Raw genomic sequence first — 25257 nt, 5'->3', positions numbered from 1 at the left:
AAATCCGTGCCGACGCGAGGGGCGCCGATGAGCAGCCTCCAATCGCTCGTGCTGTCGCTGATTCACCTGCTGACCTTCGGCCTGTACGTCGCGAAATATGGTCGCTTGCGCCAGAACCGGAACTACGCCGGGGCAGGCAAGCCGCCGGTCGAGAAGATGCCGCTGGCGCGTCGGCTGACCAAGCTCGCCTTCGTCGCCAGCAGTTTGCTGGTACTGATCGGTTTCTGGGTCCGGGAGGCGCACTTCGGTTATCTCCCGGCGCCGCTGTCGCTCCGCGTCGGCGGCGTGCTGCTCTCGCTGGGCGCCTTCCTGCTCCTGAGCCGGTCGCTGAACCGCCTCGGCGAAAACTACTCGCCCCTGTTCGACACGCATCGCCCCTATTCCATCGTCGACAGCGGGCCCTACCGCCACATCCGTCACCCGGTCTATCTCTGCAACATGCTGATCATCGCCGGCTACGTGCTGGCCAGCGCTTCGCTGGTGGTGCTGCTGTTTTCCCTCTGGGGATGGGGCTACATGCTGCGCTCGATCAGCCGGGAAGAGGCGTTTCTGGCAAACGAGTTTGCTGAATACCGGGATTACCAGAAGCGTAGCTGGCGCATCCTGCCCTACCTGTATTAGCGGTGGCGTTCGGGGCGGGAAAGTGCGGACGATGAATTCGGGGTGAACGCGTGCCTCAGGTGAGGTTCAGGCAGGGACGCGCAGAATGCAGTCATGGCCGATGCATGCACCAGCGGCGTCGTCCCCGACAGAGCAGAACCAGAATACTCACTTTCACGGCGCCCTGGGCGCCCAAGGAGCACACCATGAAATTCCGCGACACCATATTCTTCCGCGAACTGCTTGCCGTCGTCGTCGGCAGTGGCCTGATGATCGCCAGCTTTACCTTCGTTGCCGTTCCCTACAGCCTGGGATCGGCCAATGTCGTCCTCCATCTGACCTGAGTCGCCAGCCGGCAGGCTCCCGCCAAGGCGGGAGCTGCAAGCGACGCGGTCGGCGGCGGAAAGGCGATTATTTCCTTGCTGTCTTGGCCGCGAGATGCGGGTCGACCGGCGGCACGACGCTGCTGCCCGGGGTCATCGGCAGGCGCGGCATCGTCTGTTGCGGGAAATTGCCGCCGAGACTGCCGAGGAAGGCGACCAGGTCCTTGACCTGCGCCGCTGACAGTTCCTTGTTCAACTGGGTCTTGGCCATCACGCGTACCGCTTCGTCGAGGCTCGCCACCTTGCCGTTATGCAGGTAGGGCGCCGTCAACGCGACATTGCGCAGGGTCGGCACCCGCCACAGATGGCGGTCGCTGTCCTTGCCGGTCACCGAGTGGCGGCCGGTGTCCGAGAGCAGGTCGTACTTCTTGTCGTACACGCTGCCGGCGATGTTGGGGAACTTCATGAAGAAACCTTCGCCGGCCGGCAGCGCCGGGCCGCTGAAATTGGCGCCCATGTGGCAGGCGTTGCAGCCGACTTCGGTAAAGGTTTGCATGCCGCGCAACTGCTGCGCGTCGAGCGCGTTCTTGTCGCCCCGCACATAGCGGTCGTACGGCGTATCCGGGTTGATCAGCGTGCGCTCGTAGGCGGCAATCGCCTGCGCGACATTGTCCATGCTGAGCGCTTCCCGGGCTTCGGGGAAGGCTTTCCTGAACAGCGGCAGATAGTCGGGAATGGCCTGCAGGCGGGCTATCGCGACCTTGGCGTCGCTCATGCCCATTTCGATCGGATTGGTGATCGGTCCCTTGGCCTGGTCTTCCAGCGTGGCGGCGCGGCCATCCCAGAACTGGCTGGAGAGGAAGGCGGCGTTCCAGACGCTGGGCGCGCTGCGTCCGCCGCGCGCGTCGTGCATGCCGATCGAGTTCGGCCGGTTGTCGTCGCCGCCCGCCATCACGTTGTGGCAGGAATTGCAGGACATCGTCCCGTGTTCGGAAAGGCGCGGGTCGAAGAACAGCATCTTGCCCAGTTCGACTTTCGCCTCGGTCTGCGGGTTGTTTGCCGGGCTCGGCGCCTGTTTCGGCAGCGCTTCCCATTGCTGGGCATGCGCGGCGAGGGGTAGTGCGAACGCACCATAGAGCATCAGGTTCAATACCGATTTTTTCATGGTTTTCACTCCTGCATCGTTTGTCTGAAAGGGGCAATGCCAGGTGCGGGCAACCTCCGGCCGAGATGTTTTTCGGTGGATTAGGCTTCAACAACAAAGCATTGCGCGGTCAACGATTGCATTTTGCATATGAACGGGGGGTGAATTTTTGCAGCCGTTTTTCGACATCTCGGAACCGGGGGCGAGCGCCTGGTTGGCCCTGGCGTCGAACCTGCCGCTTGTTGATTTGGCGTATTCCCCAGTGCGGATGATCTCGCCGGGCTGGCGTCAATCGCCGTCGTCAAACTCCACGCCATGCAGCGAAGGGCCCGGATTGCCGCCAGCGGAACTCGAAAAGTCGCGCTTTGCGGCTGCCAGCTTCACCCCGTACTGGCGTTCGAAGTCCCGGCGGCTGCGCCACTCCCTGAGCTGCAGGAAAAGCCCGAGCAGCAGTGCGGCCAGGCAGGACGCGCATTTCTGCGCTGGTGGTGGCGGTTCGGGACGGTTCATGGCGCGCCGCCGGGTGACCCGGTCAGGGGGCGGGCGTTGTTTCGGTCGGGCTTGTCGGTACGGCGAGTCGGGCAATGGCGCCCGCCTTGGCGACGAGCGCGCCGGCAATGAACAACTCGGTGACCGAGACGGCGAGCTCGAGTTTGAGGTCGGCCGTCAGGGAAGCGAAGGATGAGTTGATCTCCGCAAACAGGAAGGCGCGATACAGAACCCAGACCACGCTGGGCAGGGCTTTCGCTGCCAGCCACAGACCGAGCAGGGCGATGCCGACCCGGGCCAGTTCGTGGCCCCGCACCGACAGTCTGTTGTCATGCACGGTGCGGGGGACGATGGTGTGGGCGACGACCATGGGGCAAAACCAGAGCCATGCGGCGAAAAGCAGGAAAAGCCCACCGACGAAATAGCGGCCGTACTGAACCGAGGGGCTTGTCTCCAGCGTCGATGGAAAGGTGGTGAAGTAGGCGAGACTGGACAGGATCAGCCATACGGCAAACAGCCTGACAGCGGTACCGACGAGTTGTTGCGGAGTCATGAAATCCTCGGAAAAGGCAGGGACAGTTGAGCCCCGTGTTGCACGCAGGGGGCTGTACTGACCAATGTCGTAGTGATTTCAGCATCATATCCGGTTAAGCTGGACCGCATACTTCCGATCCGAAGGGGATATCTCATGCGCCACGGTCAACCACGAGCTAGCGCTTCATCCGGCGGCGATCTGGCGCAGTACGCCGATACCATTGCCCGGATGCAGCGGGCCCTGCATCGCATTTACGCCAACAAGAAGGCGATCAGCGAAAGTCTTCTGCGGTCTGCTGCCGCCTTGCGCACGATTTCGGCGGCAGGGGGCAGTCGTCGCAGCAATCCCGAGTCGTCGTCCTGCCGACGGCAAGGCAGCAGCGCCGGTCCGGCTGCTTGAGGCAGCAAATGGCACGGCGCGGCAGGTGACGCCGGCTACCTCCCCTACGCCTGAGTCGCAGAAACTCTGGACTATCCGCGCCGGAATGGCGGGGTACTGGCTGCCGCGGCCGATGCGCTGCGCTGGTGCATTGTTCGTCATCGGGTTTGTCGGGTTTGCGACAGATTAATGATTAGCAAGTTGTTGTTTTGATTGTGTTGTTTTCTTGGCGCGTTCATTGCTTTGAGGTGGGCAATCTCTGAGGAGCGATGCTCATATGGCCGAAATCATCCAATCGAAGAAGGCGCTGGCGGTGAATCCGTTGAAGGTGAGCCAGCCGGTCGGCGCGTCGCTGGCATTTCTCGGGCTCAACCGCAGCCTGCCGCTGATGCATGGCTCGCAGGGCTGCACGGCCTTCGGCAAAGTGTTCTTCGTGCGCCATTTCCGCGAGCCGATCCCGCTGCAGACGACGGCGATGGACCAGGTGTCGTCGATCATGGGCGCCGACGAGAACGTGGTCGAGGCCTTGCGTACGCTTTCCGACAAGAGCAAACCGGACATCATCGGCCTGGTGACGACCGGTCTCTCCGAGACGCAGGGCACCGATATCCTGCGCACGGTCAAGGAATTCCGCGCCGCCCACCCGGAATTCGACGGCGTGGCGGTGGTCCCGGTCAATACGCCGGATTACCTGGGCTGCCTGGAGAGCGGCTTCGCGCTGGCGGTCGAGGCGCTGATCCGGACGCTGGTGCCGGCGAGCGATTGCGCCGGGCGGCGGCCGAAGCAGGTCAATGTGCTGGCCTCGGCGATGCTGACGCCGGGCGACATCGAGGCGATCAAGGAGTGGATCGAGGCTTTCGGCCTGCGCCCGGTGGTGGTCCCGGACATCGGCGATTCGCTCGACGGCCACCTGGTCGAGGCCGAGTATTCGGCGCTCACCATCGGCGGCACGCCGCGCGTCGAGATCGAGGCGCTGGGCGAGTCGGCGGCGACCCTGGTGGTCGGGCCGTCGCTGGCCAAGGCCGCTGACATTCTCAAGGAACGCACCGGCGTTCCCGATTTCCGCTTCACCGGCCTGATGGGGCTCGACGATTGCGATGCCTTCACCCAGGCGCTGGCGGAGATTTCCGGGCGCGAGGTGCCGGCGAAGGTGGAGCGGCAGCGCGCCCAGTTGCAGGACGCGATGGTCGACAGCCATTTCATGCTCGGTTTCGCGCGCATCGCGCTCGCCGCCGATCCCGACCTGCTCGGCATGCAGGTGCGTTTCCTGAGCGGCATGGGCGCCGAGGTGGTGGCGGCGGTCAGCCCGCATCGTCACGAAAGCCTCGCCGCGCTGCCGCTCGCCAAGGTCATCGTCGGCGATCTGGAAGACATGGAAGTGGCGGCGCGCGCCGGCGGTGCGCAACTGGTGATCGCCAACTCGCACGCGGTGGATACCGCGCGCCGGCTCGCTCTGCCGCTGCTCCGGGCCGGCTTCCCGCAGTACGACACGATGGGCGGTTACGCCCGTACCTGGGTGGGTTACCGCGGTTCGCGGCAGGCCCTGTTCGATATCGCCAACCTGATGCTGGGACAACACCATGAACTCGAAGCCTATCGTTCTTTCTACTGGAGCGACGACCGCGATGGCGTCGGACAGCGCCATGTCGTCACGTCGTCTGCAACTGGTCTGGTCCATTAAGCAGGCGCCGCAGGCCGTGTTGCGCGTTGCCTTCGCCTCCACCGACCGGACCCGGGTCAACCAGCACTTCGGCGCCGCCGAGGGTTTCGCCGTCTATGACGTGACGCCGGACAAGGCGACGCTGGTCGGCGTCGCCGAATTCGCCGAGGAGGCGATGGACGGCAACGAGGACAAGCTGCTGGCCAAGGTCGGCTACCTGTCCGGCTGCGCCGCGGTCTATGTGATGGCGATCGGCGCCTCGGCGATCAAGAAGCTGCTGGCCGCCGGCATCCAGCCGATCCGCGTCGGCGAGGTCGATGCCATCGACGACCTGCTGGTCGAGATTTCCGGCGCCATGCGCGACGGCGGCGTGCCCTGGATCGATCGCGCGCTGGCCGCGCAACGCAAGGACAACGACCGCTTTGCGGCGATGGAAGACGAGGGGTGGCAGGGATGAGCGCGCTCCTTGAACACCGCGGCGTCGTGCAGCGGGTAGCCGACGGCAAGGCCGTCATCGCCATGGAAACGAGCGGCTGTTCGTCCTGCGGTCACGGCGGCAGTTGCGGCATCGGCAAGATGGCGGCGGGGCGCCCGGCGACCCTGCTGACGCTGCCGACGAGCGAGGAATTGCGGCCGGGCGACGTGGTCGCCGTCGTGCTGCCGCAAAGCCGCCTGACCACCTCGGCGCTGCTCGGCTACCTGTTTCCGGCGCTCGCCATGCTGATCGGCGCCGGGCTCGGCACCAGTTTCGACGGCAGCGACGGCGGCACGGCGATCGGCGCCATGCTCGGTTTCCTGATCGCCATCGTCCTCGCCCGCCTGGTCATCGGCCTGCTGCCCGGGCTGATGCCGGCACCGCAACTGCTGGCCCGGCCCCAACCCGCAAGAATTTCCCCCAAGGAGTTTCACCATGAGCACTGATCCGATTTTCGAGACCGACTTCATCAAGGAGATGGCGCGCCAGATGCGCGCGTTGGACACCTACGGCACCTACAGCGGCTGGACCGTCGAACAGATCCTCGACCCCTTCGTCCTGACCAAGGAACGCAAGGCGGGCATTCCGCTGATCGGCGACCCGGACGACGAGACGATCTCGCGCGTCAAGGCCTTCTACAACGCGATTGCCGTGCTGATCGAGAAGGAATGCAAGCTGCTGGCGGTGCCGCTGGTGCACCTGACGCACGAAGGTTTCGGCCGCGCCCTGATCACCGTCGGCAAGCTGGTCGCCGTCGACAAGACCTTGCGCGACGTGCATCGCTTCGGCTTCGCCAGCCTGTCCAAAATGAAGGACGAAGCCGACAAGCTGCTCGGCATCGCCCTCGAACGCATCGGCCAGTACCCGGTCGTTGCCGGCCTGTAAGGAGAGTGCCGTGAGCGACGAGGAACTTGCCGCCCTCGACAAGGAAGTGAAGAAGCTGAAGCGGATCGCTTCCGAGTGGGCCTCGCAGATGCACGATCTCGTGGAAGACCGCCTGCCGGCGGCCTACCAGGAGATTCCGGGCATCGCCCAGTGAACTTACGAAGCCTGCCAGGCCTGGGCCGAAGCCAACCAGCGGTTGGCGGCGGCGCAGAAGGCGCGGGCGGCGGCTTGAACGCAACTGGCGGAGCGACGATGACGGCGCCGTCCCCGGAGCTCGGCGAGTCGCTGTGCCGGGCGCTGCGCGAGCAGGTCGGCAAGCTCGGTCTGTCGATCGGCGACGAGCCGGTGTGGTCGGCCGCCAGCCTGGCGACCGAGCGCGACCCCTTCTCGCAGGCGGAGAGCGTCGTCGCCGTCTGGCGCGGCGGCGAGCGTTTCGGCAAGGCGACCTTCTTCCCGGACGGCCGGGTGTTTGCCGAGTACCAGGTGCTGCTGCCCCATCCCGGGCGGGCTGGCGCCTATGTGGATGCCGTGCAGGTCTGGGGGCGGGCGCCGGCGTGGCGCGGCGAAGCGGTTGTTGCGGAGTATCCGGCATGAGCATGGACACGCGTTTGATCCTCCTGCACAAGCAGGGTACCAGCGGCCGTTTGCGCTACCTCTGCCTGCCCGACGGCGTTGCCTTGTTTTCTCCCTTGCCGGCGCCGGCGGCGCTGCGCCCGGAAGACTGGTCGCCAACCTTGCAGGTGCATCCGAGCGCGCCGCTGCGCGAGGCGGAAACCCGGCTTGGCCTGGCCGAAGGGGCGATCGAGGCGGTGCCCGATTTTCACTGCTGGGTCGATACGCCGGCCGGCGATGTGGCGGTGCTGCTCGGCGGCTTCACCAGCATCGATCCGCCGTTCGCTGCCGCCGAGCGGCTGGGCGGTCGTTTCATCACGATTGCCGAGGCGCGCCCGCTGAGCGCCATCGAGCGCGACCTGATGCGGCGCGCCTACGAACACGTCCTGGGTTGATTGTCGCAAAACCGACACGCCTGGTGCGGCGCAACAATATATTGAATTCAATGGTTTGAGCTTGTTTCAGGGGATGGCACGGGGCTTGCAACGGATAGCTCATCCACCCCTGGGAGAATTGCCATGATCAATCTGACCCCCGCCGCCACGAAGGCTGTACAACGCTTCATCCGCGGTTCCGAAACGCCGGTCATCGGCCTGCGCCTGATGATCTCCGGCGGCGGCTGCTCCGGCCTGCAGTACGGCATGAAACTGGAGGCCGAAAAGGCCGAGGACGATTGGGAACTCGAGGTCGATGGCGTCAAGCTGCTGGTCGACCCGATGACCATGCCGATGATCGACAACGTCACCATCGACTTCGTCAACACCCTGACCCACACCGGCTTCAAGTTCGACAACCCCAACGCCAGCGCCCAGTGTTCCTGCGGCTCGTCGTTCTCGGTCTGAGGAAACAATCATGTGGGAATATTCTGACAAGGTCCGCGAGCACTTCTTCAACCCGCGCAACTCCGGTCCGCTGGAAGAAGCCAACGGCATCGGCGACGTCGGCTCGATCCAGTGCGGCGACGCGCTGCGCCTGATGCTCAAGGTCAACCCGGAAACCGAGGTGATCGAGGACGCGCACTTCCAGACCTTCGGCTGCGGCTCGGCCATCGCTTCGTCGTCGGCACTGACCGAGATGATCAAGGGCATGACGCTGGACGAGGCGCTCAAGGTTTCCAACCAGGATATCGCCGACTTCCTCGACGGTCTGCCGCCGGAAAAGATGCACTGCTCGGTGATGGGGCGCGAAGCCCTGCAGGCCGCCGTCGCCAACTACCGCGGCGAGGAATGGTCGGACGACCATGAAGAGGGCGCGCTGGTCTGCAAGTGCTTCGCCATCGACGCCGTGATGATCGAGGACGTGGTCAAGGCCAACAACCTCAACACCGTCGAACAGGTCACCTTCTACACCAAGGCGGGCGGCGGCTGCGCGGCCTGTCACGAAGGCATCGAGGAAATCCTCGCCAAGATCAAGGCCGAGCGCGCTGGCCCCGGCGAAGTCTCGCCGCCGCCGGGCCATCTGCCGGTGCTGCAGACGGAAGCCGCCAAGCCCGCCGCGGCGCCGAAGCCGGCCGCCAAGCTGTCGCTGGTGCAGAAGATCCGCAAGATCGAGGAAGTGCTGGAAGACGTCCGCCCGATGCTCCAGCGCGACCACGGCGACATCGAACTGGCCGACGTCCAGGGCAAGAAGATCTATGTCCACCTGAAGGGCGCCTGCTCCGGTTGCATGATGGAAGCGGCGACTCTCGGCGGCGTCCAGCAGAAGATGATCGAGGCCCTCGGCGAACTGGTGCAGGTACTGCCCGCCTCGCTGATGCCGGCCGAAGCGTAAGTTCAAAAAAAGACAACGATCCCCCGATCCCAACGGAAATTCTGACAAGGACTGCGCCATGACCCCGATCTATCTGGACAACAATGCGACGACGCGGGTCGATCCCGCCGTCGTCGAGGCCATGCTGCCTTTCTTCACCGAGCATTTCGGCAACGCCTCGTCGATCCATGCCTTTGGCAGCGAAGTCGGCAAGGCGCTGAAGAAGGCGCGCGGCCAGGTGCAGGCGCTGCTCGGCGCCGAGCACGACTCGGAAATCATCTTCACCTCCTGCGGCACCGAGTCCGACTCGACCGCCATCCTGTCGGCGCTCAAGGCGCAGCCGGAGCGCAACACGGTCATCACGACCAATGTCGAGCACCCGGCGATCCTGACGCTGTGCGACTGGCTGGAGAAGGAAGGCTACATCGTCCACAAGCTGAAAGTGGACAAGAAGGGCCGCATCGACATGGACGAGTACAAGTCGCTGCTACATGACCGCGTCGCCGTCGTCTCGGCGATGTGGGCCAACAACGAGACCGGCACCATCTTCCCGGTCGAGGAAATGGCCGAACTCGCCGCCGCCAAGGGCATCATGTTCCATACCGACGCGGTGCAGGCCGTGGGCAAGATTCCCATCGACCTGAAGAACAGCAAGATCGACATGCTCTCGCTGTCCGGCCACAAGCTGCACGCGCCGAAAGGCATCGGCGTCCTCTACCTGCGTCGCGGTTGCCGTTTCCGGCCGCTGCTGCGCGGCGGCCACCAGGAACGCGGTCGCCGGGCCGGCACCGAGAACTCGGCGTCCATCGTCGCCCTCGGCATGGCCTGCGAACAGGCGATGCAGCACATGGCCACCGAGAACACCGAAGTCCGCCGCCTGCGCGACAAGCTGGAACAGGGCCTGCTGTCCCAGATCACGCACTGCTTCCCGACCGGCGACGTCAGCAACCGCCTGCCCAACACCAGCAACATCGCTTTCGAATACATCGAAGGCGAAGCGATCCTGCTCCTGCTCAACAAAATGGGGATCGCCGCCAGTTCCGGCTCCGCCTGCACCTCGGGCTCGCTCGAACCGTCGCATGTGATGCGGGCGATGGGCATTCCCTACACCGCCGCCCACGGCACCATCCGCTTCTCGCTGTCGCGTTACAACACCGAAGCCGAAGTGGACCGGGTGATCGAAGCGGTACCACCGATCATCGCCCAGTTACGCAAGCTGTCGCCGTACTGGGGCGAAAAGGGCCCTTCCGCCAACCCGGAAGCGGCTTTTGCACCGACTTACGCGTAAGCGTTTACCGAGTCTCTCTCAGTGGTAACTTCAGGCCTCGGAAGCGATTCCGGGGCCTTTTTTTGGTGCGGGTTGGGGTTTTTTGAACTGCTGTGTTCTGCGCCTGGCGGGCGGGCGTGTTTGGTCGACTAAGCGCTGGGTTCTGCTGTTGCCCGGCGGGCGGCTTTGGTTTCTGATGCGCTGTTTTCCGCGCCTGACGCGCGGGCGTACTTTCTTCTTGCTTCGCCAAGAAGACAGTAGCCAAAGAAGAAGGCGACCCTAGGTCGGCGCCCGCTACGCGGGTTCCCTGCGCTACTCGTCGTTGGCGGGGGCTGCGCAACTCGGGGCTTTGCCCCTCAAACAGTGCTCGCCCTTTTTCCGCCAACGCCTGCGTTGCTCGGCGCCTCCCAAGGGGCCCGGCAAACCGAGCGCTGCTGAGAGAGTCATGATTTAAACCTTGGCCATTCTGCAGAGACGCCTTTTGGGGCCCCCTTGTGGAGCGCCGAGCAACGGAGAAGGGCCGCAAAAAGGGGGCAGGCTCAAATTATCTACAAGGGGCCCGGTACACCGAATGCAGTTTTTCGGATTTCGGGGCAGTCGACCGTGAGGGTCTCGTGGCGAAGGGTTTTGGCGTTGCATTGGATCGTGACTGGCTCCTATCGACCCATTGCTGCCCCTCTGCCAAGGAAAGCTGACGTTCAAGGTGCCCTGAGGCGTCAGCTCTAGCTGTCAAAGTTTGAGGATGTCAAGACCCTCTCATGCCAGGGTCCCCGAACGTATATGAATCACTCCTACGCCCCTGCGTCTAGAAACCGCCAGCTCTCATGCGAGCGAGTTCCTCCACGACCAGCGACATCGGCAATTCAAAGAAGTCGAAAAGTGCATAGAGTGGCGACAAGAGAGGATGAACGATCTCAGGCAAGTTTGAATCGATTACGTGGGCGTCAATGTACGTGTTCAAAGTAATCGCATCTTGGTGCGCTGCGCTGCTGTCCCAAACGTGGCGGTGGCCGTTCAGGCTGACCAAGGTTCGACCGGCGAGGCCTTCATAGGTAACCGATAACCTAATCGTTGTCGGTCCTTCAAAGAGGTTGGCCGCGAGCCGTCGGGCTTGTAGCAGCACTTCGCCGATCCTCCAGACTGGCAGGGTAATGTCAAAGACAGATGTCAATGGAATTGCGGCTTGTCCTGGGCGTTGAATGTCCCCTCCATCTTCCTGATAGCCACGCATAAGGAAGGCTAAGCCATCCGGATGAATCCGCCAGAAATCGGAATGTGCAGGATCCCTGCTTTCTGGCGGAGTTTGGACATCTCGACCCAGCCAGCATTCCACGACACCGTCGATTGGATATGGTTCGATCCCAACTCGCGTCGGATACCAGAACGGCGGCCACCCTGTGTGCCGAACAACGCTCGCCCTGAGCACTTCTGGAAATTGCGCTGGAGGGATCGGCTTGGGGTCACCGACTATCTCGTAGGCGATGCAGTAGCGCCCATGAGGGAAGCGTGCTCCCACCCCTTGCGGAAGGGCTTCAATGAGGCCATTCCAGCGCGTGCGGGCAGAGGTAATCCATTCGTCGAGCCGAGCCGGTTCAGGTGGTTGCTCCAATTGAGGAACGGCACCAGTGATCAGATCTCGGATTTGGTCGAACATTTCGTCTCGTCGATTCCGAAGGCATCGTCCTAGAAGATCGTCCCAGTCCTGTGCGCTTTGCGGCGTCTCGCTTCGCGGACCCGGCCTGCGAATATAGATGGTGTTGTTCTGAACGGTATTGCCATTTGGTCCGGCGCGCCGTGCCCGAACCGGCACTCGATGGCCGCCCGGAACGACGACGACCGGAAAGATAGCGCCTGCCGGATTTGCGACAAAGTGTACTGCGCAGTGGAACGGAGGGTCACAGTAATTGTGGACAATGCCATTTACCTGGTCCTGGCTGTAAGCATCGAACGTAGCCGGCCTGCCTTCCGCTTCCGCCACACCAGCATCGGTTTCGATCTGGCCAAGGATTATGAATCCACCACCATGGTTAGCGATGGCAAGCACAGCCTTCGCGAATGTCGCCTTATCATCGTTCGATCCCTGCAGATCAAGCCAATTCTTTACCTCGCAATCGAGATCCTCTCGAGGGGCGACCAGCAGGTCGGCGAGACGTTCGTGCGAAACAATCATGTTGCCTTCCGAATCAAAGGGGTCTGGCCAAGAAACACCGATAGCATAACCGCCGCGCAGCCGATTGTCCGCTTCAGAGCAAAGTGATCGACGGCCGCTCCTGGCCGAATGCTGTCAGCGCCTGCTGGTCAGAATATGATTCATCCACGAACAGGCGATGATTTCCGGGGGTTACTCCGCCACAAGTTTGTTTTTTTGCTCAAACGACAGGTCGACCGCAAGCGATTGGTTTTCCCCCGAAAAGTCCTGTCAACCGCAAACATTCGCGTCCGGTCGGTGTTCGGGGTCCCCCTGAGAGGCGCTGAGCAACGCAGGCGGTCCGGGGGAAGTCGGCTGGCGTTGTCTGAGCCGCGTAGCGGCGAGTTTAGCCAGCCGCCCGGACCGTCGAGTAGCGCAAGGGACCGGGCGCAGCCCGGCGCCGACCTGGGGGTGGCTTTTTCTTTGGCTGGCGGTTTCAAATCCCAAGTGCAACACTTCATAACCGGAGGAGTTGCATGACGAGAACGTATCAACAATTGAGTGCGGAAGAACGCGGCGTGGTAATGGCGATGAAGGAGCAGGCCAGTAGTGCGCGGGCGATAGCCAAGGTGCTTGGCAGATCGCCCAGCACCATCACGAGAGAACTTCGCCGCAACGGCTACCAGAGCGAAGAGGAGCAATGCGTCATGGGACGCCCCCGAGTGGCTGGCGGCTACGATGCAAACCGCGCCGGCAAGCGAGCCCGGCGGGTGCGACGTGCGGCCTGGCCGGTGCGCAAGCTCCACCGCCAAGGCGCCTTGTGGGCCGAGGTCAGGGCGTTGCTGGAACGCAAGCTCTCGCCCGAGCAGATTGCTGCCAAACTCAAGCAACGCCACCCTGAGCAGCCCCAATTGCAAGCCTCCCACGAAACCATCTACACCGCGATCTATGCCATGCCCAAGGGCGATCTTCGCCGCGAACTGGTCGTCCTGCTGCGCCAGGGGCGAGGCGCACGCAAGCCTCGCACGCGAGGCAAAGATCGGCGGGGATCGCTGCAGGACATGCTGAGCATCCACGTACGCCCGCCCGAGGCCAGCGACCGCTTGCTGCCTGGCCACTGGGAGGGCGACCTGATCAAGGGCAAGGCCAACGCTTCGGCTGTCGGCACCCTGGTGTGCCGCAAGTCGCTGTTTGCCATGCTGGTCAAGCTCGACGGCAGTACGGCGATCGATGCGCTCAACGGATTCACGCAGGCCTTCAGCGGGCTGCCGCCTGAGATCCGACAGACCCTCACCTATGACCAAGGCAAGGAGATGGCGCTGCACAAGAAGCTGGCCGAGAACACCGGCCTGAAAATTTACTTTTGTGATCCTCACAGCCCGTGGCAACGTGGCATCAATGAGCACACCAATGGTTTGCTGCGCCAATATTTGCCGAAGGGCACTGACCTGAGTGTCCACTCCCAGCGCGAACTCGATCACATGGCCTGGGAACTCAATATGCGGCCGAGAAAAACCCTGGGGTGGCGCTCTCCCGCCGAGGTGTTCTTCGATAACATCTTCATGGACAAAGCAGGGCTGATTCCAAATGTTGCACTCGGTCTTTGAAACCGCCGCTACTTTCTTTTTTCCACAAAAAAGAAAGTATGCCCGCGCGTCAGGCGCGGAAACCGGCGCTTCAAAAACCAAAGACACCCACCAGTACCCCCCCAAGAAAATCCAATGCCCCAAAAAACAAAACCCGGCCTGCCATCAGCAGACCGGGTCCAGAATTCCAGGCCGAAAAGGCCGTCAACTCAAACGCAGGCCCCGTCGTCGGTGACACCCTCGGCCGCCGTCTTCTTCGGCTTGATGAACTGTTCGCGCGAGACGCCCAGCCACATGACCAGCGGGCTGGCGACCAGCACCGACGAGTAGATGCCGAAGCAGATGCCGATGGTCAGCGCCAGCGAGAAGTAGTACAGCGTTTCGCCGCCGAAGATCAGCATCGACAGCACCATGATCTGGGTCGAGCCGTGGGTGATGATCGTCCGGGAAATCGTGCTGGTGATCGCGTGGTCGAGTACCTGCGGCGTGGTCATGCCGCGGACCTTCTTGAAGGTTTCGCGGACGCGGTCGAAGACGACCACCGATTCGTTGACCGAGTAGCCGAGCACGGCCAGCACCGCCGCCAGCACCGACAGCGAGAATTCCCACTGGAAGGCGGCGAAGAAGCCGAGGATGATCACCACGTCGTGCAGGTTGGCGATGATCGCCGAGACCGAGAAGCGCCATTCGAAGCGGAAGGCGAGGTAGAGCATGATGCCGGTGATCACCACGAGCAGTGCCATGGCGCCGTTCTCGGCGAGTTCCTTGCCGACCTGCGGGCCGACGAACTCGACGCGGCGCAGTTCGGCGCCCGGCGCGTCGGCGGACAGCGCCTGCATGACGCGTTCGCCCTGCTGCGCGCTGTTTTCGGCGCCGCGCAGCGGCAGGCGGATCATGACGTCCTGCGAGGAGCCGAAGTTCTGCACCGAGTAGTCGGTGAAACCGGTCCGGCTGAGCGCGCCGCGGATCTTCTCGAGGTCGGCGCTCTGCTGGTAGTTGACCTCGATCAGCGTGCCGCCGGTGAATTCCACCGACAGGTGCAGGCCCTTGGTGGCGAGGAAGAAAACGGCGGCCAGGAAGGTGAGCAACGAGATGATGTTGAACACCAGCGCATGGCGCATGAAGGGGATGTCTTTTTTGATGCGGAAGAATTCCATCGCCGTGTTTCCTTAATTCTGGCCGTTGGCCGCAGTGTTGCCCGGCTTCCAGATGGCGCCGATGGCGATCTTGGTCAGCTTCTTCTGACGGCCGTAGATCAGGTTGATCATGGCGCGCGAGACGACGACGGCGGAGAAGATCGAGGTCAGGATGCCCAGGCAATGCACCACGGCGAAACCGCGCACCGGACCGGAGCCGAAGATGAGCAGCGCGAGGCCGGCGATCAGCGTGGTGATGTTGGAGTCGAGAATGGTGCCGAAGGCGCGCTCGTAACCTTCCGAGAGCGCCGCTTGCGGCGGCATGCCGTTGCGCAGTTCCTCGCGGATGCGTTCGTTGATCAGCACGTTGGCGTCGATCGCCATGCCCAGCGTCAGCGCGATGGCGGCGATGCCGGGCAGGGTCAGCGTGGCCTGCAGCAGCGAGAGCAGGGCGACCAGCAGCAGCAGGTTGGCGGCCAGGGCGATCACCGAGACTAGGCCGACGACCTGGTAGTAGAGGATCATGAAGACGGCGATCGCCAGGAAGCCCCACATCGTCGACTGGAAGCCGCGCTTGATGTTCTCGGCGCCGAGCGATGGGCCGATGGTGCGTTCCTCGATGATGTCCATCGGTGCCGCCAGCGAGCCGGCGCGCAGCAGCAGGGCGACGTCGTTGGCTTCGCTGGTCGTCATGCGGCCGGAAATCTGCACCCGGCCGCCGCCGATTTCGGTACGAATGACCGGTGCCGTGACGACTTCGCCCTTGCCCTTCTCAATGAGCAGGATGGCCATGCGCTTGCCGACGTTGTCGCGGGTGACGTCCTTGAAGATGCGGGCGCCGGCGGCGTCGAGCGTCAGGTGCACGGCCGGTTCCTGGGTCTGGCCGTCGAAGCCGGGCTGGGCGTCGGTCAGGCGGTCGCCGGTGAGGACGACCTGTTTCTTGACCAGCAGCGGCGAGCCGCCGCGCTCGGTATAGAGCTCGGTGCCGAACGGCGGGTTGCCGGCGAGACCGGCTTCCAGCGCGCCCGTGCTGTCGTCGACCATGCGGATTTCCAGGGTCGCGGTGCGGCCGAGGATGTCCTTGGCCTTGGCCGTGTCCTGCACGCCCGGCAACTGGACGACGATGCGGTCGGCGCCCTGCTGCTGGATCACCGGTTCGGCGACGCCGAGTTCGTTGATCCGGTTGTGCAGGGTGTTGATGTTCTGCTTGATCGCGAATTCGGCGATCTTCTTCTGCGCTTCCGGCTTCAGCGTTGCCAGCAGGCGCAGGTCGTCGCCCTGACCGGCTTCGGCCAGCGCCAGGTCGTCGGCGTTGCTGCCCAGGACCTTGCTGGCGGCGGCGCGGGTTTCGGCGTCGCGGAACTTGATGACGATGCGCTCGCCGTCGCGGTTGATGCCGGCGTGGCGGATGTTCTTGTCGCGCAGCAGGCTGCGCAGGTCGGCGGCGGTCGAATCGAGGCGCTTGGTGACGGCACCCGGCATGTCGACCTGGAGCAGGAAATGCACGCCGCCGCGCAGGTCGAGGCCGAGGTACATCGGCAGCGCGTGCAGCGAGGTCAGCCATTGCGGCGAGGCGCTCAGCAGGTTGAGGGCGACGACGTATTGCGCTTCGGCGGCATCCGGATTGAAGGCGCGCTCGATGGTGTCCTTGGCCTTCAGCTGGGTGTCGGTGTCCTTGAAGCGGACCTTGACGCCGACGCTGTCGAGCTGCACGCCGTCATGGGCGATGCCGGCGCTGCGCAGCGCGTCCTCGACGCGGGTCTGGGTGGCGGCGTCGATCTTGAGCGTGACCTTGGCGCTGGAGACCTGGACGGCCGGCGATTCGCCAAAGAAATTGGGTAGGGTGTAGATGAAGCCGAAGACCAGCGCGATGGCGACGGTGACGTACTTCCAGAGGGGGTAGCGGTTCATGGCGGCTTTGCAGCGAGAAGGGCGGCCGCAGCCGCCCTTCGGGATGGATTACAGCGACTTCAGCGTGCCCTTGGGCAGGACGATGCCGATGGCCGGCTTCTGGACGACGACTTCGACGTCCTTGGCGATCTCGACGGTGGCGTAGGCATCGTCGACCTTGGTGATGCGACCGACGATACCGCCGCCGGTGACCACTTCGTCGCCCTTCTGCAGCGCGGCGAGCAGCGCCTTGTGTTCCTTGGCCTTCTTCATCTGCGGGCGGATCATCAGGAACCACAGCACGACGAACATCAGGATCATCGGCAACAGTTGCATGAAGCCCCCGGTCGGGTCGGCAGCGGCGCCGGCGGTCTGGGCGTGGGCAAGGCTAATCATGGGTTTACTCCGGGAATCGTGAAAATCGGAACGGGGGATTCTAACACTGGCCGGAGGATCGGTCGCGGGCGAAGCCGGTTGACCATTCGTCCAGTTTTTCCGCTTCGATGGCGGCGCGCATCTCGGCCATGATGGTCTGGTAGAAATGCAGGTTGTGGATGGTGTTCAACATGCCGCCGAGGATTTCGCCGTTGCGGAAGAGGTGGTGCAGGTAGCTGCGCGTGAAATTGCTGCAGGTGTAGCAGCTGCACGAGGGGTCGAGCGGGCCGGTGTCGGCGCGGTAACGGGCGTTCTTGATCTTGACGTCGCCGAAGCGGGTGAACAGGTGGCCGTTGCGCGCGTTGCGCGTCGGCATCACGCAGTCGAACATGTCGATGCCGTTCTTCACCCCGTTGACCAGGTCTTCCGGCGTGCCGACGCCCATCAGGTAGCGCGGCTTGTGGGTGGGCAGGCGCGGCGCGGTATGGGCGAGGACGCGCGCCATGTCGTCCTTGGGCTCGCCGACCGAGAGGCCGCCGATGGCCATGCCGTCGAAGCCGATGTCGCACAGGCCGGCGATCGATTCGTCGCGCAGGTCTTCGTACATGCCGCCCTGGACGATGCCGAACAGCGCGTTGGCGTTTTCCAGCCGGTCGTGCTCGTCGCGCGAGCGTTTGGCCCAGCGCATCGACATGCGCATCGATTTGGCTGCTTCGTCGTGGCTGGCCGGGTAGGGCGTGCATTCGTCGAAGATCATGACGATGTCGGAATTGAGCACCTTCTGGATCTGCATCGAGATTTCCGGCGACAGGAAAAGCTTCGCGCCGTCGTGCGGCGAGCTGAACTTGACGCCTTCCTCGGTGATCTTGCGTAGCGCCCCGAGCGAGAACACCTGGAAGCCGCCGGAGTCGGTGAGGATCGGTTTCTGCCAGTTCATGAAGTCGTGCAGGCCGTTGTGCGCCTTGACCACTTCCAGGCCGGGGCGCAGCCAGAGGTGGAAGGTGTTGCCCAGGCAAATCTGCGCGCCGATCTCGGCGAGCGCCAGCGGCGTCATTGCCTTGACCGTGCCGTAGGTGCCGACCGGCATGAAGACCGGCGTCTGGACGACGCCGTGGGCCAGCGTCAGGGTGCCGCGGCGGGCGCCGCCGTCGGTTTTCAGGAGTTCGAATTGCATGCGCGGATGGTCTCGTCGGGCGCCCGGGGGCAGGGGGCGTAGGGCAGGTCGCGGCCAAGGAAGGCCGTGCCCGGGATCGGGTTGAAGCTGACCGGCTCGGCGTCGCCGAAACCGAGGTCGGCATAGAGCTGGCGGGCGGCGGCGAATTCGGGCAGGACGTCGAGGCAGACGCGGCGATAGCCGGCGGCGCCGGCCAGCGTCAGCGCCCGTTCGACCAGGCGGCGGCCGAGGCCGGTGCCGCGGGCGGCTGGTCGGACGTAAACCCGCTTGAGTTCGCAACATTCGGCGTCGACCCGGCGCCAGGCGGCGCAACCGAGCACCGCACCGGCCTGCCGGGCAAGCAGCAGGCCGCCGTCGGGGGCTGCATACTTGCCCGGCAGGCCGGCGAATTCGGCGGCGTGGCCCTGGTAGTCGAGGCTGACGCTGGGAGAGGCGACGTACTCGCGGAAAATCGCCAGCACCGCTTCCCGGTCTTCCGGAAAGCAGGCGGCGTGGATCTCCTCGGCGGCGGTCATGGCTGGGCGCGTTCGAGCAGCATGGCGTCGCCGTAGCTGAAGAAGCGGTAGCGCTCCGCCACCGCGTGGGCGTAGGCGGCGCGGATCGCGTCGTAGCCGGCGAAGGCCGAGACGAGCATCATCAGCGTCGATTTCGGCAGGTGGAAGTTGGTGATCAGCCGGTTGACCGCCTTGAAGCGGTAGCCGGGGGTGATGAAGATGTCGGTTTCGCCGCTGCCGGCGTTGACGACGCCGTCGTCGGCGGCGGCCGATTCGAGCGTGCGCAGGCTGGTCGTGCCGACGGCGATGACCCGCCCGCCGGCCGCGCGGGTGGCGGCGATGGCGTTGGCGGTGGCCGCCGGCACCTCGTAGCGCTCGCTGTGCATGCGGTGGTCGGCGATTTTTTCGACGCGCACCGGCCGGTAGGTGCCGGCGCCGACGTGCAGGGTGACGAAAGCGGTATTGACGCCCTGGGCGCGCAGCGTCGCCAGCATCGCCTCGTCGAAATGCAGGCCGGCGGTCGGTGCGGCGACGGCGCCCGGCTCGCGGGCATAGACCGTCTGGTAGCGGGTTTCGTCGGCGCCCTCGGCGGGATGCTCGATGTAGGGCGGCAGCGGCAGCGCGCCGTACTGTTCGGCGACGGCCCAGAAATCGTCGCGGTTGACCAACTCGATGGCGAACAGGTCGCCGTCCTTGCCGGCGCGGCCGGTCATGCGCACGCTGAAGGCGTCGGCCAGGCGCAGCCGGCAGCCGGGTTTGGGCGCCTTGCTGGCGCGGATCTGGCACAGCGCGTGCGTCGCATCGACGATGCGTTCAAGCATGATCTCGACCTGGCCGCCGGTCTCCTTGATGCCGAAGAAGCGCGCCTTGATCACCTTGGTGTCGTTGAACACCAGCAGGTCGCCAGCGGCGAGCAGGCCCGGCAGGTCGGCGAAGCGGCGGTTGACGTGCGCTCCCCCGGCGACATGCAGCAGGCGGCTGCCGGTGCGCTCGGGCGCCGGGTGCTGGGCGATCAGTTCGGGGGGAGGGGGAAGTCGAAGTCGTCGACAGTCAGGGACATGACACCAACACGGCAGGCAAACAAAAACGGCTTTCCCAATGGAAAGCCGAACTTTCATCACTACCCCGTTCCGGCATCGTGCACAGGCGGGGCGTTTCTGGATCAGGCGGTACTATAGCAGAGGCTGTCCCGGCGAGGAATTTGCCGGGTCATGCTGCCGTGGCATCGTAGAGGTTTTGCCGGGCGAAGCGGCGACTGTAGCATCCGCGTCGACCTCCTCGCATGGTTCGCCTGGCTAGACGCTTGGTGACCGGAGCGGGTTGCTCGTCGGCAGCCAGGCGAAGAAAAATGCCGATAACGGAAGCCTTCGATGCTTGATGTCTATATAAATATTTATATAATCAGACCATGAAACCAGTAGAGTTTTGCGGTAACTCGATAGACGCACTGAGATCTTTTCCAGAAAGCGCCAAGCGTGAAGCTGGCTACCAGATAGACAAGGTTCAGCATGGTGAAGAGCCGGACGACTGGAAGCCTATGACGAGCATCGGCGGCGGGGTGAAGGAAATCCGCATCCGGGACGAGGCAGGTGCGTTCCGGGTGATCTACCTGGCAAAGCTGGCCGATGCCGTCTATGTACTGCATTGTTTTCAGAAGAAGACAGAGCAGACGAGCGAGCGTGATATCCGGCTGGCACGGAAACGATTCAAGGAACTGACGGAGGCAAGGAAATGAACGAGCAGCGATTCAACAGTGTTTGGGACGCGATCGAGGACACACCGCAGCAGGCGGCGAGCATGCGCGTTCGCTCCGAGCTGATGATGGCTTTGCAGCAGTGGCTCAAGTCCGAAGGATTGACCCAGGCTGCTGCGGCCGGTTTGTTCGGTGTGACCCAGCCCCGAGTTTCTGACTTGATGCGCGGGAGAATCAATCTGTTCTCGCTCGATACCCTGATTGATATGGCTGCCACGGCGGGACTTGCGCCCTCGGTGACGATCAGGAAGCCCAAAGCCGGAAAGAACGCAGCCCACCGGGAAGCGCTGGTGGCATGAGCGGGATGTTTGATCCTCCGCACCCCGGCGAAACCCTGCGCGATGACGTGCTACCCGCTCTGGGGCTGACTGTCACCGATGCGGCCGCACAACTGGGCCTTAGCCGTGCCCTCCTTTCCCACGTGCTGAATGGCCGCACAGCAATTTCCCCAACCATGGCGCTGCGTATCGAGGCTTGGCTGGGCGTTGAGAACGGCGGCAGCGCCGATGCCTGGCTCGCGCAGCAAACCGCATACGACCTTTGGCAAGCACGCCAAACTGGGGCGCCGACCGTTATCAAGGCAGTCATTCAACGCAGTGCCTGACCGAGCAAGCTGCCCCCGGGCCCGCGAACCGAAAAACGGGATTTCAAAACGGGATTTTTTTACCCGCCGGGGCTACAGGGAAAAATCTGTAGCCAGAAAAGCAAAAAGGCCAATTCCGGAGAATTGGCCTAACTGCTTGACTCTAATGCTTGGTGCCCCGAGCCAGACTCGAACTGGCACACCTTTCGGCGGCGGATTTTGAATCCGCTGCGTCTACCGATTCCGCCATCGGGGCGAATGGAGCGCGGATTATCCCTGAATCACTTCTTCGGTTCAAGCACTTCCGGGCAGGGGAAGGCCCGGGCCAGCGCGCCGGCGACCAGGGTGGCGGTGCCCATCGTCGTGTCGGGCGGCACGCGTTCGACGTGGATGACGACGGCCCGCACCAGGCGCAGCGACAGGTCGGGTTCGTTCTTGGGCAGGCAGAAGGCGTTGATGCGCAGGCCGACCTTGTCGGCGAGGTGGTCGCCGACCGAGTAGCCGTCGGCGAAGCCGGCGACGTAGGAAATGCAGCGACCGCTGCGCAGCGCGACGTAGGGGTCGCTGCTCTTGTCGCCGGCATAGAGCCTTTCGGCGGCCCGGCAATCGTCGAGTAGTTCCTTGGCGTTGTAGGCGTGGGCGTGGCCGGCGACGAAAAGGGCGAGGAGCAGGAGGAGGCGGGTCATGGGGTCTCGAACCAGGAAAGTTTGTCGTGCAGGCCGACGACGCTGCCGACGACGATCAACGCCGGCGGCTTGATGCCGGATTCTACGATGCATTGCGGCAGTTGCCCCAGCGTTGACAGCAGGGTGCGCTGGTCGGGCAGGGTACCGCGGCGGACGATGGCGGCCGGGGTGTCGGCGGGCAGGCCGTGGGCGATCATCTGCCGGCAGATTTCCGGGGCGCCGCCGACGCCCATGTAGAAGACGACGGTCTGGCCGGGGCGGGCGAGCGCCGGCCAGTCGAGGTCTATCGTGTGGTCCTTGAGGTGGCCGGTGACGAAGGTCACCGACTGGGCATGCTCGCGGTGGGTCAGCGGGAAGCCGGCGTAGGCGGCGCAGCCGGCGGCGGCGGTGACGCCGGGGACAACCTCGAAGGGAATGGCGGCGGCGTGCAGGATTTCCAGCTCCTCGCCGCCGCGCCCGAAGATGAAGGGGTCGCCGCCTTTCAGGCGGACCACCGCCAGACCTTCGCGGGCCAGATCGACCAGCAGGCGGTTGATTTCCTCCTGCTTCAGCGTGTGTTTCGCCGCCTTCTTGCCGACGTAGATCTGGCGTGCCCGGTCCGGAAACAGCGCGCGCACGCCGTCGCCGACCAGGTGGTCATAGACGATGGCGTCGGCGCTGCCGATCAGGCGGGCCGCCTTCAGGGTCAGCAGGTCGGGGTCGCCGGGGCCGGCGCCGACCAGCCAGACCTTGCCGCCGCTCACTGGCGGGTTTCGGCGATGCGCCGCTCGATGTGGGCGAGCGCTTCCTCGACCTGGTCGATCAGGATCAGGCAGAGGTCGCCGGGCTGCAGGCGGGCCAGCGCGGTGTCGATGGCGAGGAACTCGCCGGTGATCGCTTCGACATGACGGACCCGTGTCGACTTGGTGAGACCTTCGCGCAGCAGCGCGATCACCTCGCCGTCGGCGCGGCCGCGCTGGCAGGCGTCCTGATAGAGGACCGCTTCGTCGAAGGCTTCGCCGAGGATTTCGGTCTGTTGGCGGATGTCTTCGTCGCGCCGGTCGCCGGCGCCGCTGATGACGACCACCCGCTTGCCGGCCGGCATCGCCTCGACGGCACCGACCAGCGCCAGCATGGCGTCCGGGTTGTGGCCGTAGTCGGCGATCAGGGTAGCGCCCTGGTAATCGAAGACATTGAAGCGGCCGGGCGCCGTCAACGCATCGCTGACGAAGCCGGCCAGCGCCCGTTCGACGGTTTCCCAGGCATAGCCGAGGGCCCAGGCGGTGGCGACGGCGGCCATCACGTTCTCGATCTGGAAGCCGATCGTGCCGTTGCGCGTCAGCGGTACGCGCGACAGGGGAATGCGGTATTTGCGCCGGCCTTCGCCGCAGACGATGTCGCCCTGATCGACGTAGAGCACGCGTTTGCCCTGGGCGCGGTGGGTAGCCAGCACCGGGTGGGTCGGATCGAGGGCAAAGAAGCAGACGCGGCCCGGGCAATGCGGCGCCATCGCCGCCACCACGGGGTCGGCGGCGTTGAGCACGGCGGTGCCGGTGGGCGCGACGTTCTGGACGATGACGCGCTTGATCACCGCCAGGTCATGCACGGTGGTGATGTAGTTGAGGCCGAGGTGGTCGCCGAGGCCGAGGTTGGTGACCACGGCGACGTCGCACATGTCGAAGCCGAGCCCCTCGCGCAGCAGGCCGCCGCGCGCCGTTTCCAGCACCGCCGCGTTGACGTCGGGGTGCGCCAGCACGTTGCGGGCGCTGCGCGGGCCGGAGCAGTCGCCGCTGTCGATGCGCCGGTTCTGGACGTAGATGCCATCGGTGCTGGTCATGCCGACGCGCAGGCCGTTGGCTTCGAAGATGCGGCCGATCAGCCGGCTGGTGGTGGTCTTGCCGTTGGTACCGGTGACCGCGACGACCGGGATGCGGCCGCTATCGGGCTTACCGTCGGGGCCGTCGGGATACATCATGCCGACGATCGCCTCACCGACCGGGCGGCCCTTGCCGAACGAGGGATCGAGGTGCATGCGCAGGCCGGGCGCGGCATTGACTTCGACGATGCCGCCGCCTTGATCTTCGAGCGGCTTCAGCATGGTGTCGCAGACGACGTCGATGCCGGCGATGTCGAGGCCGACCGTCTGCGCGGCGGCGACGGCGGCGGCGGCGAGTTCCGGGTGCACGTCGTCGGTGACGTCGGTGGCGCTGCCGCCGGTGGACAGGTTGGCGTTGTTGCGCAGGACGACGCGGACGCCGCGCTCGGGCACCGAATCGGCGCTGTAGCCCTGTTCGGCGAGGCGGGCCAGGGCGATGTCGTCGAAGCGGATCTTGGTCAGCGAGGTGGCGTGGCCGTCCGAGCGGCGCGGGTCGCGGTTGACGATGTTGACCAGCTCGCGGACCGAGTGCGTGCCGTCGCCGATGACCAGCGGCGGATCGCGGCGGGCGGCGGCGATCAGCTTGTCGCCGATGACCAGCAGGCGGTAGTCGTGGCCGGGCAGGTAGCGCTCGACCATGATGTCGTCGCGGAACTCGATGGCGACGCGGTAGGCGCGGCGCACCTGCTCCTCGGTCGTCAGATTGACCGAGATGCCCTTGCCCTGGTTGCCGTCCTGCGGCTTGACCACCACCGGCAGGCCGATCTCCTGGGCAGCGGCCCAGGCGTCGTCCTCGTCGGCGACCGGGCGGCCGGTCGGCACGGCGACGCCGGCGGCGTGCAGCAGTTGCTTGGTCAGTTCCTTGTCCTGCGCGATCGACTCGGCGATGGCGCTGGTGTGGCTGGTTTCCGCGGCCTGGATGCGTTTCTGCTTGCTGCCCCAGCCGAACTGGACCAGGCTGCCCTGCGTCAGGCGGCGGTAGGGAATGCCGCGGGCGACGGCGGCGGCGACGATGGCGCCGGTTGACGGGCCGAGGCGGATGTCCTCGTCGAGCTCGCGCAGTTCCTTGAGGGTCGCGTCAAGGTCGAAGGGGGTGTCGTCGAGCGCTGCCCGGCAGAGCTGTTCGGCGCGCTCGAAGGCGAGCCGGCCGACATCCTCCTCGGTGTATTCGACGACCACCTGGTAGACGCCGTTTTCGACGGTCTGCGCCGTCCGGCTGAAGGTGACCGGGCAGCCGGCCTGGGCCTGCAGGCCGAGGGCAGCGAATTCCAGCGCGTGGGCCATCGAGACGGTGTCGAGGTGATCGGTCGGGATCAGCTCGCCGAGCTCCGGGAAACGGGCGCGCAGGCGGGTTTCGAAACCGGGCAGGTCGGCGATGGCGCGCTCGGCGCCGGTGCAGGTGACGATCGCCTGGATGGCGGTGTGGCGGCTCCACAGGTTGGGGCCGCGCAGGGCACGGATACGGGAAACGTCCATGGCT

General features: G+C 64.7%; 29 protein-coding genes, 1 tRNA gene and 1 pseudogene. 17 read left to right on the top strand and 14 right to left on the bottom strand.

Translation table 11 applies throughout. The features are described 5' to 3' along the window. Positions 1-27: 27 nt before the first annotated feature. Positions 28-621, top strand: a complete 594-nt coding sequence (locus AC0KWY_RS08600) for a methyltransferase family protein (protein WP_474029225.1) — start codon at positions 28-30, stop codon at positions 619-621. Positions 622-806: 185 nt separating this feature from the next. Continuing rightward, positions 807-944 (top strand): hypothetical protein, encoded by a 138-nt coding sequence (locus AC0KWY_RS08595; protein ID WP_474029224.1) that lies wholly within the window; start codon positions 807-809, stop codon positions 942-944. 67 nt (positions 945-1011) lie between these two features. On the opposite strand, the gene AC0KWY_RS08590 is transcribed toward AC0KWY_RS08595, so the two are convergent. The 3 genes from AC0KWY_RS08590 to AC0KWY_RS08580 all read right to left on the bottom strand — a co-directional run bounded on the left by AC0KWY_RS08590 (position 1012) and on the right by AC0KWY_RS08580 (position 3109). Further along, entirely contained in the window at positions 1012-2088 is a 1077-nt protein-coding gene (locus AC0KWY_RS08590; RefSeq protein WP_474029223.1) for a cytochrome-c peroxidase, read from the bottom strand. Between the two features lie 267 nt (positions 2089-2355). After that, a complete protein-coding gene (locus AC0KWY_RS08585; RefSeq protein WP_474029222.1) occupies positions 2356-2577 on the bottom strand; it encodes a hypothetical protein in 222 nt (73 codons plus the stop codon). A 22-nt stretch (positions 2578-2599) separates the two neighbouring features. Then, a complete protein-coding gene (locus AC0KWY_RS08580; protein ID WP_474029221.1) occupies positions 2600-3109 on the bottom strand; it encodes a hypothetical protein in 510 nt (169 codons plus the stop codon). A 135-nt stretch (positions 3110-3244) separates the two neighbouring features. Between AC0KWY_RS08580 and AC0KWY_RS08575 the strand changes: the two genes are divergently transcribed. The 11 genes from AC0KWY_RS08575 (at position 3245) to nifS (ending at position 10138) form a co-directional block, all read left to right on the top strand. Then, positions 3245-3490, top strand: a complete 246-nt coding sequence (locus tag AC0KWY_RS08575; protein WP_474029220.1) for a hypothetical protein — start codon at positions 3245-3247, stop codon at positions 3488-3490. A 256-nt stretch (positions 3491-3746) separates the two neighbouring features. Further along, positions 3747-5150 carry a nitrogenase iron-molybdenum cofactor biosynthesis protein NifN gene (nifN, locus tag AC0KWY_RS08570; protein ID WP_474029219.1) on the top strand — a complete coding sequence of 468 codons (1404 nt, stop codon included), beginning with the start codon at positions 3747-3749 and terminating at the stop codon, positions 5148-5150. Continuing rightward, positions 5113-5586, top strand: coding sequence for a NifB/NifX family molybdenum-iron cluster-binding protein (locus AC0KWY_RS08565; RefSeq protein WP_474029218.1), 474 nt, complete (start codon positions 5113-5115; stop codon positions 5584-5586). The genes nifN and AC0KWY_RS08565 overlap by 38 nt, the downstream gene beginning before the upstream one ends. Further along, positions 5583-6050 carry a SoxR reducing system RseC family protein gene (locus AC0KWY_RS08560; RefSeq protein WP_474029217.1) on the top strand — a complete coding sequence of 156 codons (468 nt, stop codon included), beginning with the start codon at positions 5583-5585 and terminating at the stop codon, positions 6048-6050. The genes AC0KWY_RS08565 and AC0KWY_RS08560 overlap by 4 nt, the downstream gene beginning before the upstream one ends. Next, positions 6040-6489 (top strand): NifX-associated nitrogen fixation protein, encoded by a 450-nt coding sequence (locus AC0KWY_RS08555; protein WP_474029216.1) that lies wholly within the window; start codon positions 6040-6042, stop codon positions 6487-6489. The genes AC0KWY_RS08560 and AC0KWY_RS08555 overlap by 11 nt, the downstream gene beginning before the upstream one ends. Before the next feature lie 10 nt (positions 6490-6499). Further along, positions 6500-6643, top strand: coding sequence for a CCE_0567 family metalloprotein (locus AC0KWY_RS08550; protein WP_474029215.1), 144 nt, complete (start codon positions 6500-6502; stop codon positions 6641-6643). 98 nt (positions 6644-6741) lie between these two features. Then, entirely contained in the window at positions 6742-7083 is a 342-nt protein-coding gene (locus AC0KWY_RS08545) for a hypothetical protein (RefSeq protein WP_474029214.1), read from the top strand. Then, complete coding sequence (locus AC0KWY_RS08540) at positions 7080-7496, top strand: hypothetical protein (RefSeq protein ID WP_474029213.1); 417 nt, start codon at positions 7080-7082, stop codon at positions 7494-7496. Before AC0KWY_RS08545 ends, AC0KWY_RS08540 begins: the two co-directional genes overlap by 4 nt. Before the next feature lie 123 nt (positions 7497-7619). Next, on the top strand, positions 7620-7943 hold the full coding sequence (locus tag AC0KWY_RS08535; RefSeq protein WP_474029212.1) for a HesB/IscA family protein: 324 nt from the start codon (positions 7620-7622) through the stop codon (positions 7941-7943). A 10-nt stretch (positions 7944-7953) separates the two neighbouring features. After that, complete coding sequence (nifU, locus tag AC0KWY_RS08530; RefSeq protein WP_474029211.1) at positions 7954-8871, top strand: Fe-S cluster assembly protein NifU; 918 nt, start codon at positions 7954-7956, stop codon at positions 8869-8871. Between the two features lie 58 nt (positions 8872-8929). Then, entirely contained in the window at positions 8930-10138 is a 1209-nt protein-coding gene (nifS, locus tag AC0KWY_RS08525; protein WP_474029210.1) for a cysteine desulfurase NifS, read from the top strand. A 784-nt stretch (positions 10139-10922) separates the two neighbouring features. On the opposite strand, the gene AC0KWY_RS08520 is transcribed toward nifS, so the two are convergent. Further along, a complete protein-coding gene (locus tag AC0KWY_RS08520; protein ID WP_474029209.1) occupies positions 10923-12287 on the bottom strand; it encodes an AlbA family DNA-binding domain-containing protein in 1365 nt (454 codons plus the stop codon). Positions 12288-12781: 494 nt separating this feature from the next. Between AC0KWY_RS08520 and AC0KWY_RS08515 the strand changes: the two genes are divergently transcribed. Beyond that, complete coding sequence (locus AC0KWY_RS08515; RefSeq protein WP_474025629.1) at positions 12782-13852, top strand: IS30 family transposase; 1071 nt, start codon at positions 12782-12784, stop codon at positions 13850-13852. Positions 13853-14040: 188 nt separating this feature from the next. On the opposite strand, the gene secF is transcribed toward AC0KWY_RS08515, so the two are convergent. From secF to queA, 6 genes and pseudogenes are all read right to left on the bottom strand, one after another. Then, complete coding sequence (secF, locus tag AC0KWY_RS08510; protein WP_474029208.1) at positions 14041-14988, bottom strand: protein translocase subunit SecF; 948 nt, start codon at positions 14986-14988, stop codon at positions 14041-14043. 12 nt (positions 14989-15000) lie between these two features. After that, the gene (secD, locus tag AC0KWY_RS08505) at positions 15001-16878 is read right to left on the bottom strand and encodes a protein translocase subunit SecD (RefSeq protein ID WP_474029207.1); all 1878 of its coding nucleotides are present in this window, start codon (positions 16876-16878) and stop codon (positions 15001-15003) included. 48 nt (positions 16879-16926) lie between these two features. Beyond that, a complete protein-coding gene (gene yajC, locus AC0KWY_RS08500; RefSeq protein ID WP_474029206.1) occupies positions 16927-17253 on the bottom strand; it encodes a preprotein translocase subunit YajC in 327 nt (108 codons plus the stop codon). A 40-nt stretch (positions 17254-17293) separates the two neighbouring features. After that, entirely contained in the window at positions 17294-18406 is a 1113-nt protein-coding gene (gene tgt / locus AC0KWY_RS08495) for a tRNA guanosine(34) transglycosylase Tgt (RefSeq protein ID WP_474029205.1), read from the bottom strand. Continuing rightward, positions 18388-18921 carry a GNAT family N-acetyltransferase gene (locus AC0KWY_RS08490; RefSeq protein ID WP_474029204.1) on the bottom strand — a complete coding sequence of 178 codons (534 nt, stop codon included), beginning with the start codon at positions 18919-18921 and terminating at the stop codon, positions 18388-18390. The genes tgt and AC0KWY_RS08490 overlap by 19 nt, the downstream gene beginning before the upstream one ends. After that, positions 18918-19960, bottom strand: a pseudogene (queA, locus tag AC0KWY_RS08485) (tRNA preQ1(34) S-adenosylmethionine ribosyltransferase-isomerase QueA). The gene AC0KWY_RS08490 and the pseudogene queA overlap by 4 nt, the downstream one beginning before the upstream one ends. A gap of 348 nt (positions 19961-20308) precedes the next feature. Between queA and AC0KWY_RS08480 the strand changes: the two are divergent. The 3 genes from AC0KWY_RS08480 to AC0KWY_RS08470 are packed head-to-tail and all read left to right on the top strand — an operon-like array spanning position 20309 to position 21257. Then, positions 20309-20635: a type II toxin-antitoxin system RelE/ParE family toxin gene (locus AC0KWY_RS08480; RefSeq protein ID WP_474029203.1), complete on the top strand. Its 327-nt coding sequence runs from the start codon at positions 20309-20311 to the stop codon at positions 20633-20635. Next, entirely contained in the window at positions 20632-20952 is a 321-nt protein-coding gene (locus AC0KWY_RS08475) for a helix-turn-helix domain-containing protein (protein ID WP_474029202.1), read from the top strand. The genes AC0KWY_RS08480 and AC0KWY_RS08475 overlap by 4 nt, the downstream gene beginning before the upstream one ends. Beyond that, on the top strand, positions 20949-21257 hold the full coding sequence (locus AC0KWY_RS08470) for a HigA family addiction module antitoxin (protein ID WP_474029201.1): 309 nt from the start codon (positions 20949-20951) through the stop codon (positions 21255-21257). Before AC0KWY_RS08475 ends, AC0KWY_RS08470 begins: the two co-directional genes overlap by 4 nt. A gap of 150 nt (positions 21258-21407) precedes the next feature. Here AC0KWY_RS08470 and AC0KWY_RS08465 read toward each other — a convergent pair. From AC0KWY_RS08465 to cphA, 4 genes are all read right to left on the bottom strand, one after another. Beyond that, a tRNA-Leu gene (locus tag AC0KWY_RS08465) sits at positions 21408-21492 on the bottom strand. Between the two features lie 25 nt (positions 21493-21517). Further along, a complete protein-coding gene (locus AC0KWY_RS08460; protein ID WP_474029200.1) occupies positions 21518-21922 on the bottom strand; it encodes a Rap1a/Tai family immunity protein in 405 nt (134 codons plus the stop codon). After that, complete coding sequence (gene cobA, locus AC0KWY_RS08455; protein WP_474029199.1) at positions 21919-22665, bottom strand: uroporphyrinogen-III C-methyltransferase; 747 nt, start codon at positions 22663-22665, stop codon at positions 21919-21921. Before cobA ends, AC0KWY_RS08460 begins: the two co-directional genes overlap by 4 nt. After that, complete coding sequence (gene cphA / locus AC0KWY_RS08450; RefSeq protein WP_474029198.1) at positions 22662-25253, bottom strand: cyanophycin synthetase; 2592 nt, start codon at positions 25251-25253, stop codon at positions 22662-22664. The genes cobA and cphA overlap by 4 nt, the downstream gene beginning before the upstream one ends. Positions 25254-25257: the final 4 nt, after the last annotated feature.

It is taken from the genome of Azonexus sp. MM2026_4, assembly GCF_055901855.1.
Note: the sequence above shows the minus strand (reverse complement) of the source record. Positions and strands in the feature narration are given on the sequence as shown.

Bases quoted from the DNA above. Each gene is read 5' to 3' on its own strand.
- AC0KWY_RS08600 (WP_474029225.1), top strand. From the start codon at position 28: ATGAGCAGCCTCCAATCGCTCGTGCTGTCGCTGATTCACCTGCTGACC.
- AC0KWY_RS08595 (WP_474029224.1), top strand. From the start codon at position 807: ATGAAATTCCGCGACACCATATTCTTCCGCGAACTGCTTGCCGTCGTC.
- AC0KWY_RS08590 (WP_474029223.1), bottom strand. From the start codon at position 2,088: ATGAAAAAATCGGTATTGAACCTGATGCTCTATGGTGCGTTCGCACTA.
- AC0KWY_RS08585 (WP_474029222.1), bottom strand. From the start codon at position 2,577: ATGAACCGTCCCGAACCGCCACCACCAGCGCAGAAATGCGCGTCCTGC.
- AC0KWY_RS08580 (WP_474029221.1), bottom strand. From the start codon at position 3,109: ATGACTCCGCAACAACTCGTCGGTACCGCTGTCAGGCTGTTTGCCGTA.
- AC0KWY_RS08575 (WP_474029220.1), top strand. From the start codon at position 3,245: ATGCGCCACGGTCAACCACGAGCTAGCGCTTCATCCGGCGGCGATCTG.
- nifN (WP_474029219.1), top strand. From the start codon at position 3,747: ATGGCCGAAATCATCCAATCGAAGAAGGCGCTGGCGGTGAATCCGTTG.
- AC0KWY_RS08565 (WP_474029218.1), top strand. From the start codon at position 5,113: ATGTCGTCACGTCGTCTGCAACTGGTCTGGTCCATTAAGCAGGCGCCG.
- AC0KWY_RS08560 (WP_474029217.1), top strand. From the start codon at position 5,583: ATGAGCGCGCTCCTTGAACACCGCGGCGTCGTGCAGCGGGTAGCCGAC.
- AC0KWY_RS08555 (WP_474029216.1), top strand. From the start codon at position 6,040: ATGAGCACTGATCCGATTTTCGAGACCGACTTCATCAAGGAGATGGCG.
- AC0KWY_RS08545 (WP_474029214.1), top strand. From the start codon at position 6,742: ATGACGGCGCCGTCCCCGGAGCTCGGCGAGTCGCTGTGCCGGGCGCTG.
- AC0KWY_RS08540 (WP_474029213.1), top strand. From the start codon at position 7,080: ATGAGCATGGACACGCGTTTGATCCTCCTGCACAAGCAGGGTACCAGC.
- AC0KWY_RS08535 (WP_474029212.1), top strand. From the start codon at position 7,620: ATGATCAATCTGACCCCCGCCGCCACGAAGGCTGTACAACGCTTCATC.
- nifU (WP_474029211.1), top strand. From the start codon at position 7,954: ATGTGGGAATATTCTGACAAGGTCCGCGAGCACTTCTTCAACCCGCGC.
- nifS (WP_474029210.1), top strand. From the start codon at position 8,930: ATGACCCCGATCTATCTGGACAACAATGCGACGACGCGGGTCGATCCC.
- AC0KWY_RS08520 (WP_474029209.1), bottom strand. From the start codon at position 12,287: ATGATTGTTTCGCACGAACGTCTCGCCGACCTGCTGGTCGCCCCTCGA.
- AC0KWY_RS08515 (WP_474025629.1), top strand. From the start codon at position 12,782: ATGACGAGAACGTATCAACAATTGAGTGCGGAAGAACGCGGCGTGGTA.
- secF (WP_474029208.1), bottom strand. From the start codon at position 14,988: ATGGAATTCTTCCGCATCAAAAAAGACATCCCCTTCATGCGCCATGCG.
- secD (WP_474029207.1), bottom strand. From the start codon at position 16,878: ATGAACCGCTACCCCCTCTGGAAGTACGTCACCGTCGCCATCGCGCTG.
- yajC (WP_474029206.1), bottom strand. From the start codon at position 17,253: ATGATTAGCCTTGCCCACGCCCAGACCGCCGGCGCCGCTGCCGACCCG.
- tgt (WP_474029205.1), bottom strand. From the start codon at position 18,406: ATGCAATTCGAACTCCTGAAAACCGACGGCGGCGCCCGCCGCGGCACC.
- AC0KWY_RS08490 (WP_474029204.1), bottom strand. From the start codon at position 18,921: ATGACCGCCGCCGAGGAGATCCACGCCGCCTGCTTTCCGGAAGACCGG.
- AC0KWY_RS08480 (WP_474029203.1), top strand. From the start codon at position 20,309: ATGAAACCAGTAGAGTTTTGCGGTAACTCGATAGACGCACTGAGATCT.
- AC0KWY_RS08475 (WP_474029202.1), top strand. From the start codon at position 20,632: ATGAACGAGCAGCGATTCAACAGTGTTTGGGACGCGATCGAGGACACA.
- AC0KWY_RS08470 (WP_474029201.1), top strand. From the start codon at position 20,949: ATGAGCGGGATGTTTGATCCTCCGCACCCCGGCGAAACCCTGCGCGAT.
- AC0KWY_RS08460 (WP_474029200.1), bottom strand. From the start codon at position 21,922: ATGACCCGCCTCCTCCTGCTCCTCGCCCTTTTCGTCGCCGGCCACGCC.
- cphA (WP_474029198.1), bottom strand. From the start codon at position 25,253: ATGGACGTTTCCCGTATCCGTGCCCTGCGCGGCCCCAACCTGTGGAGC.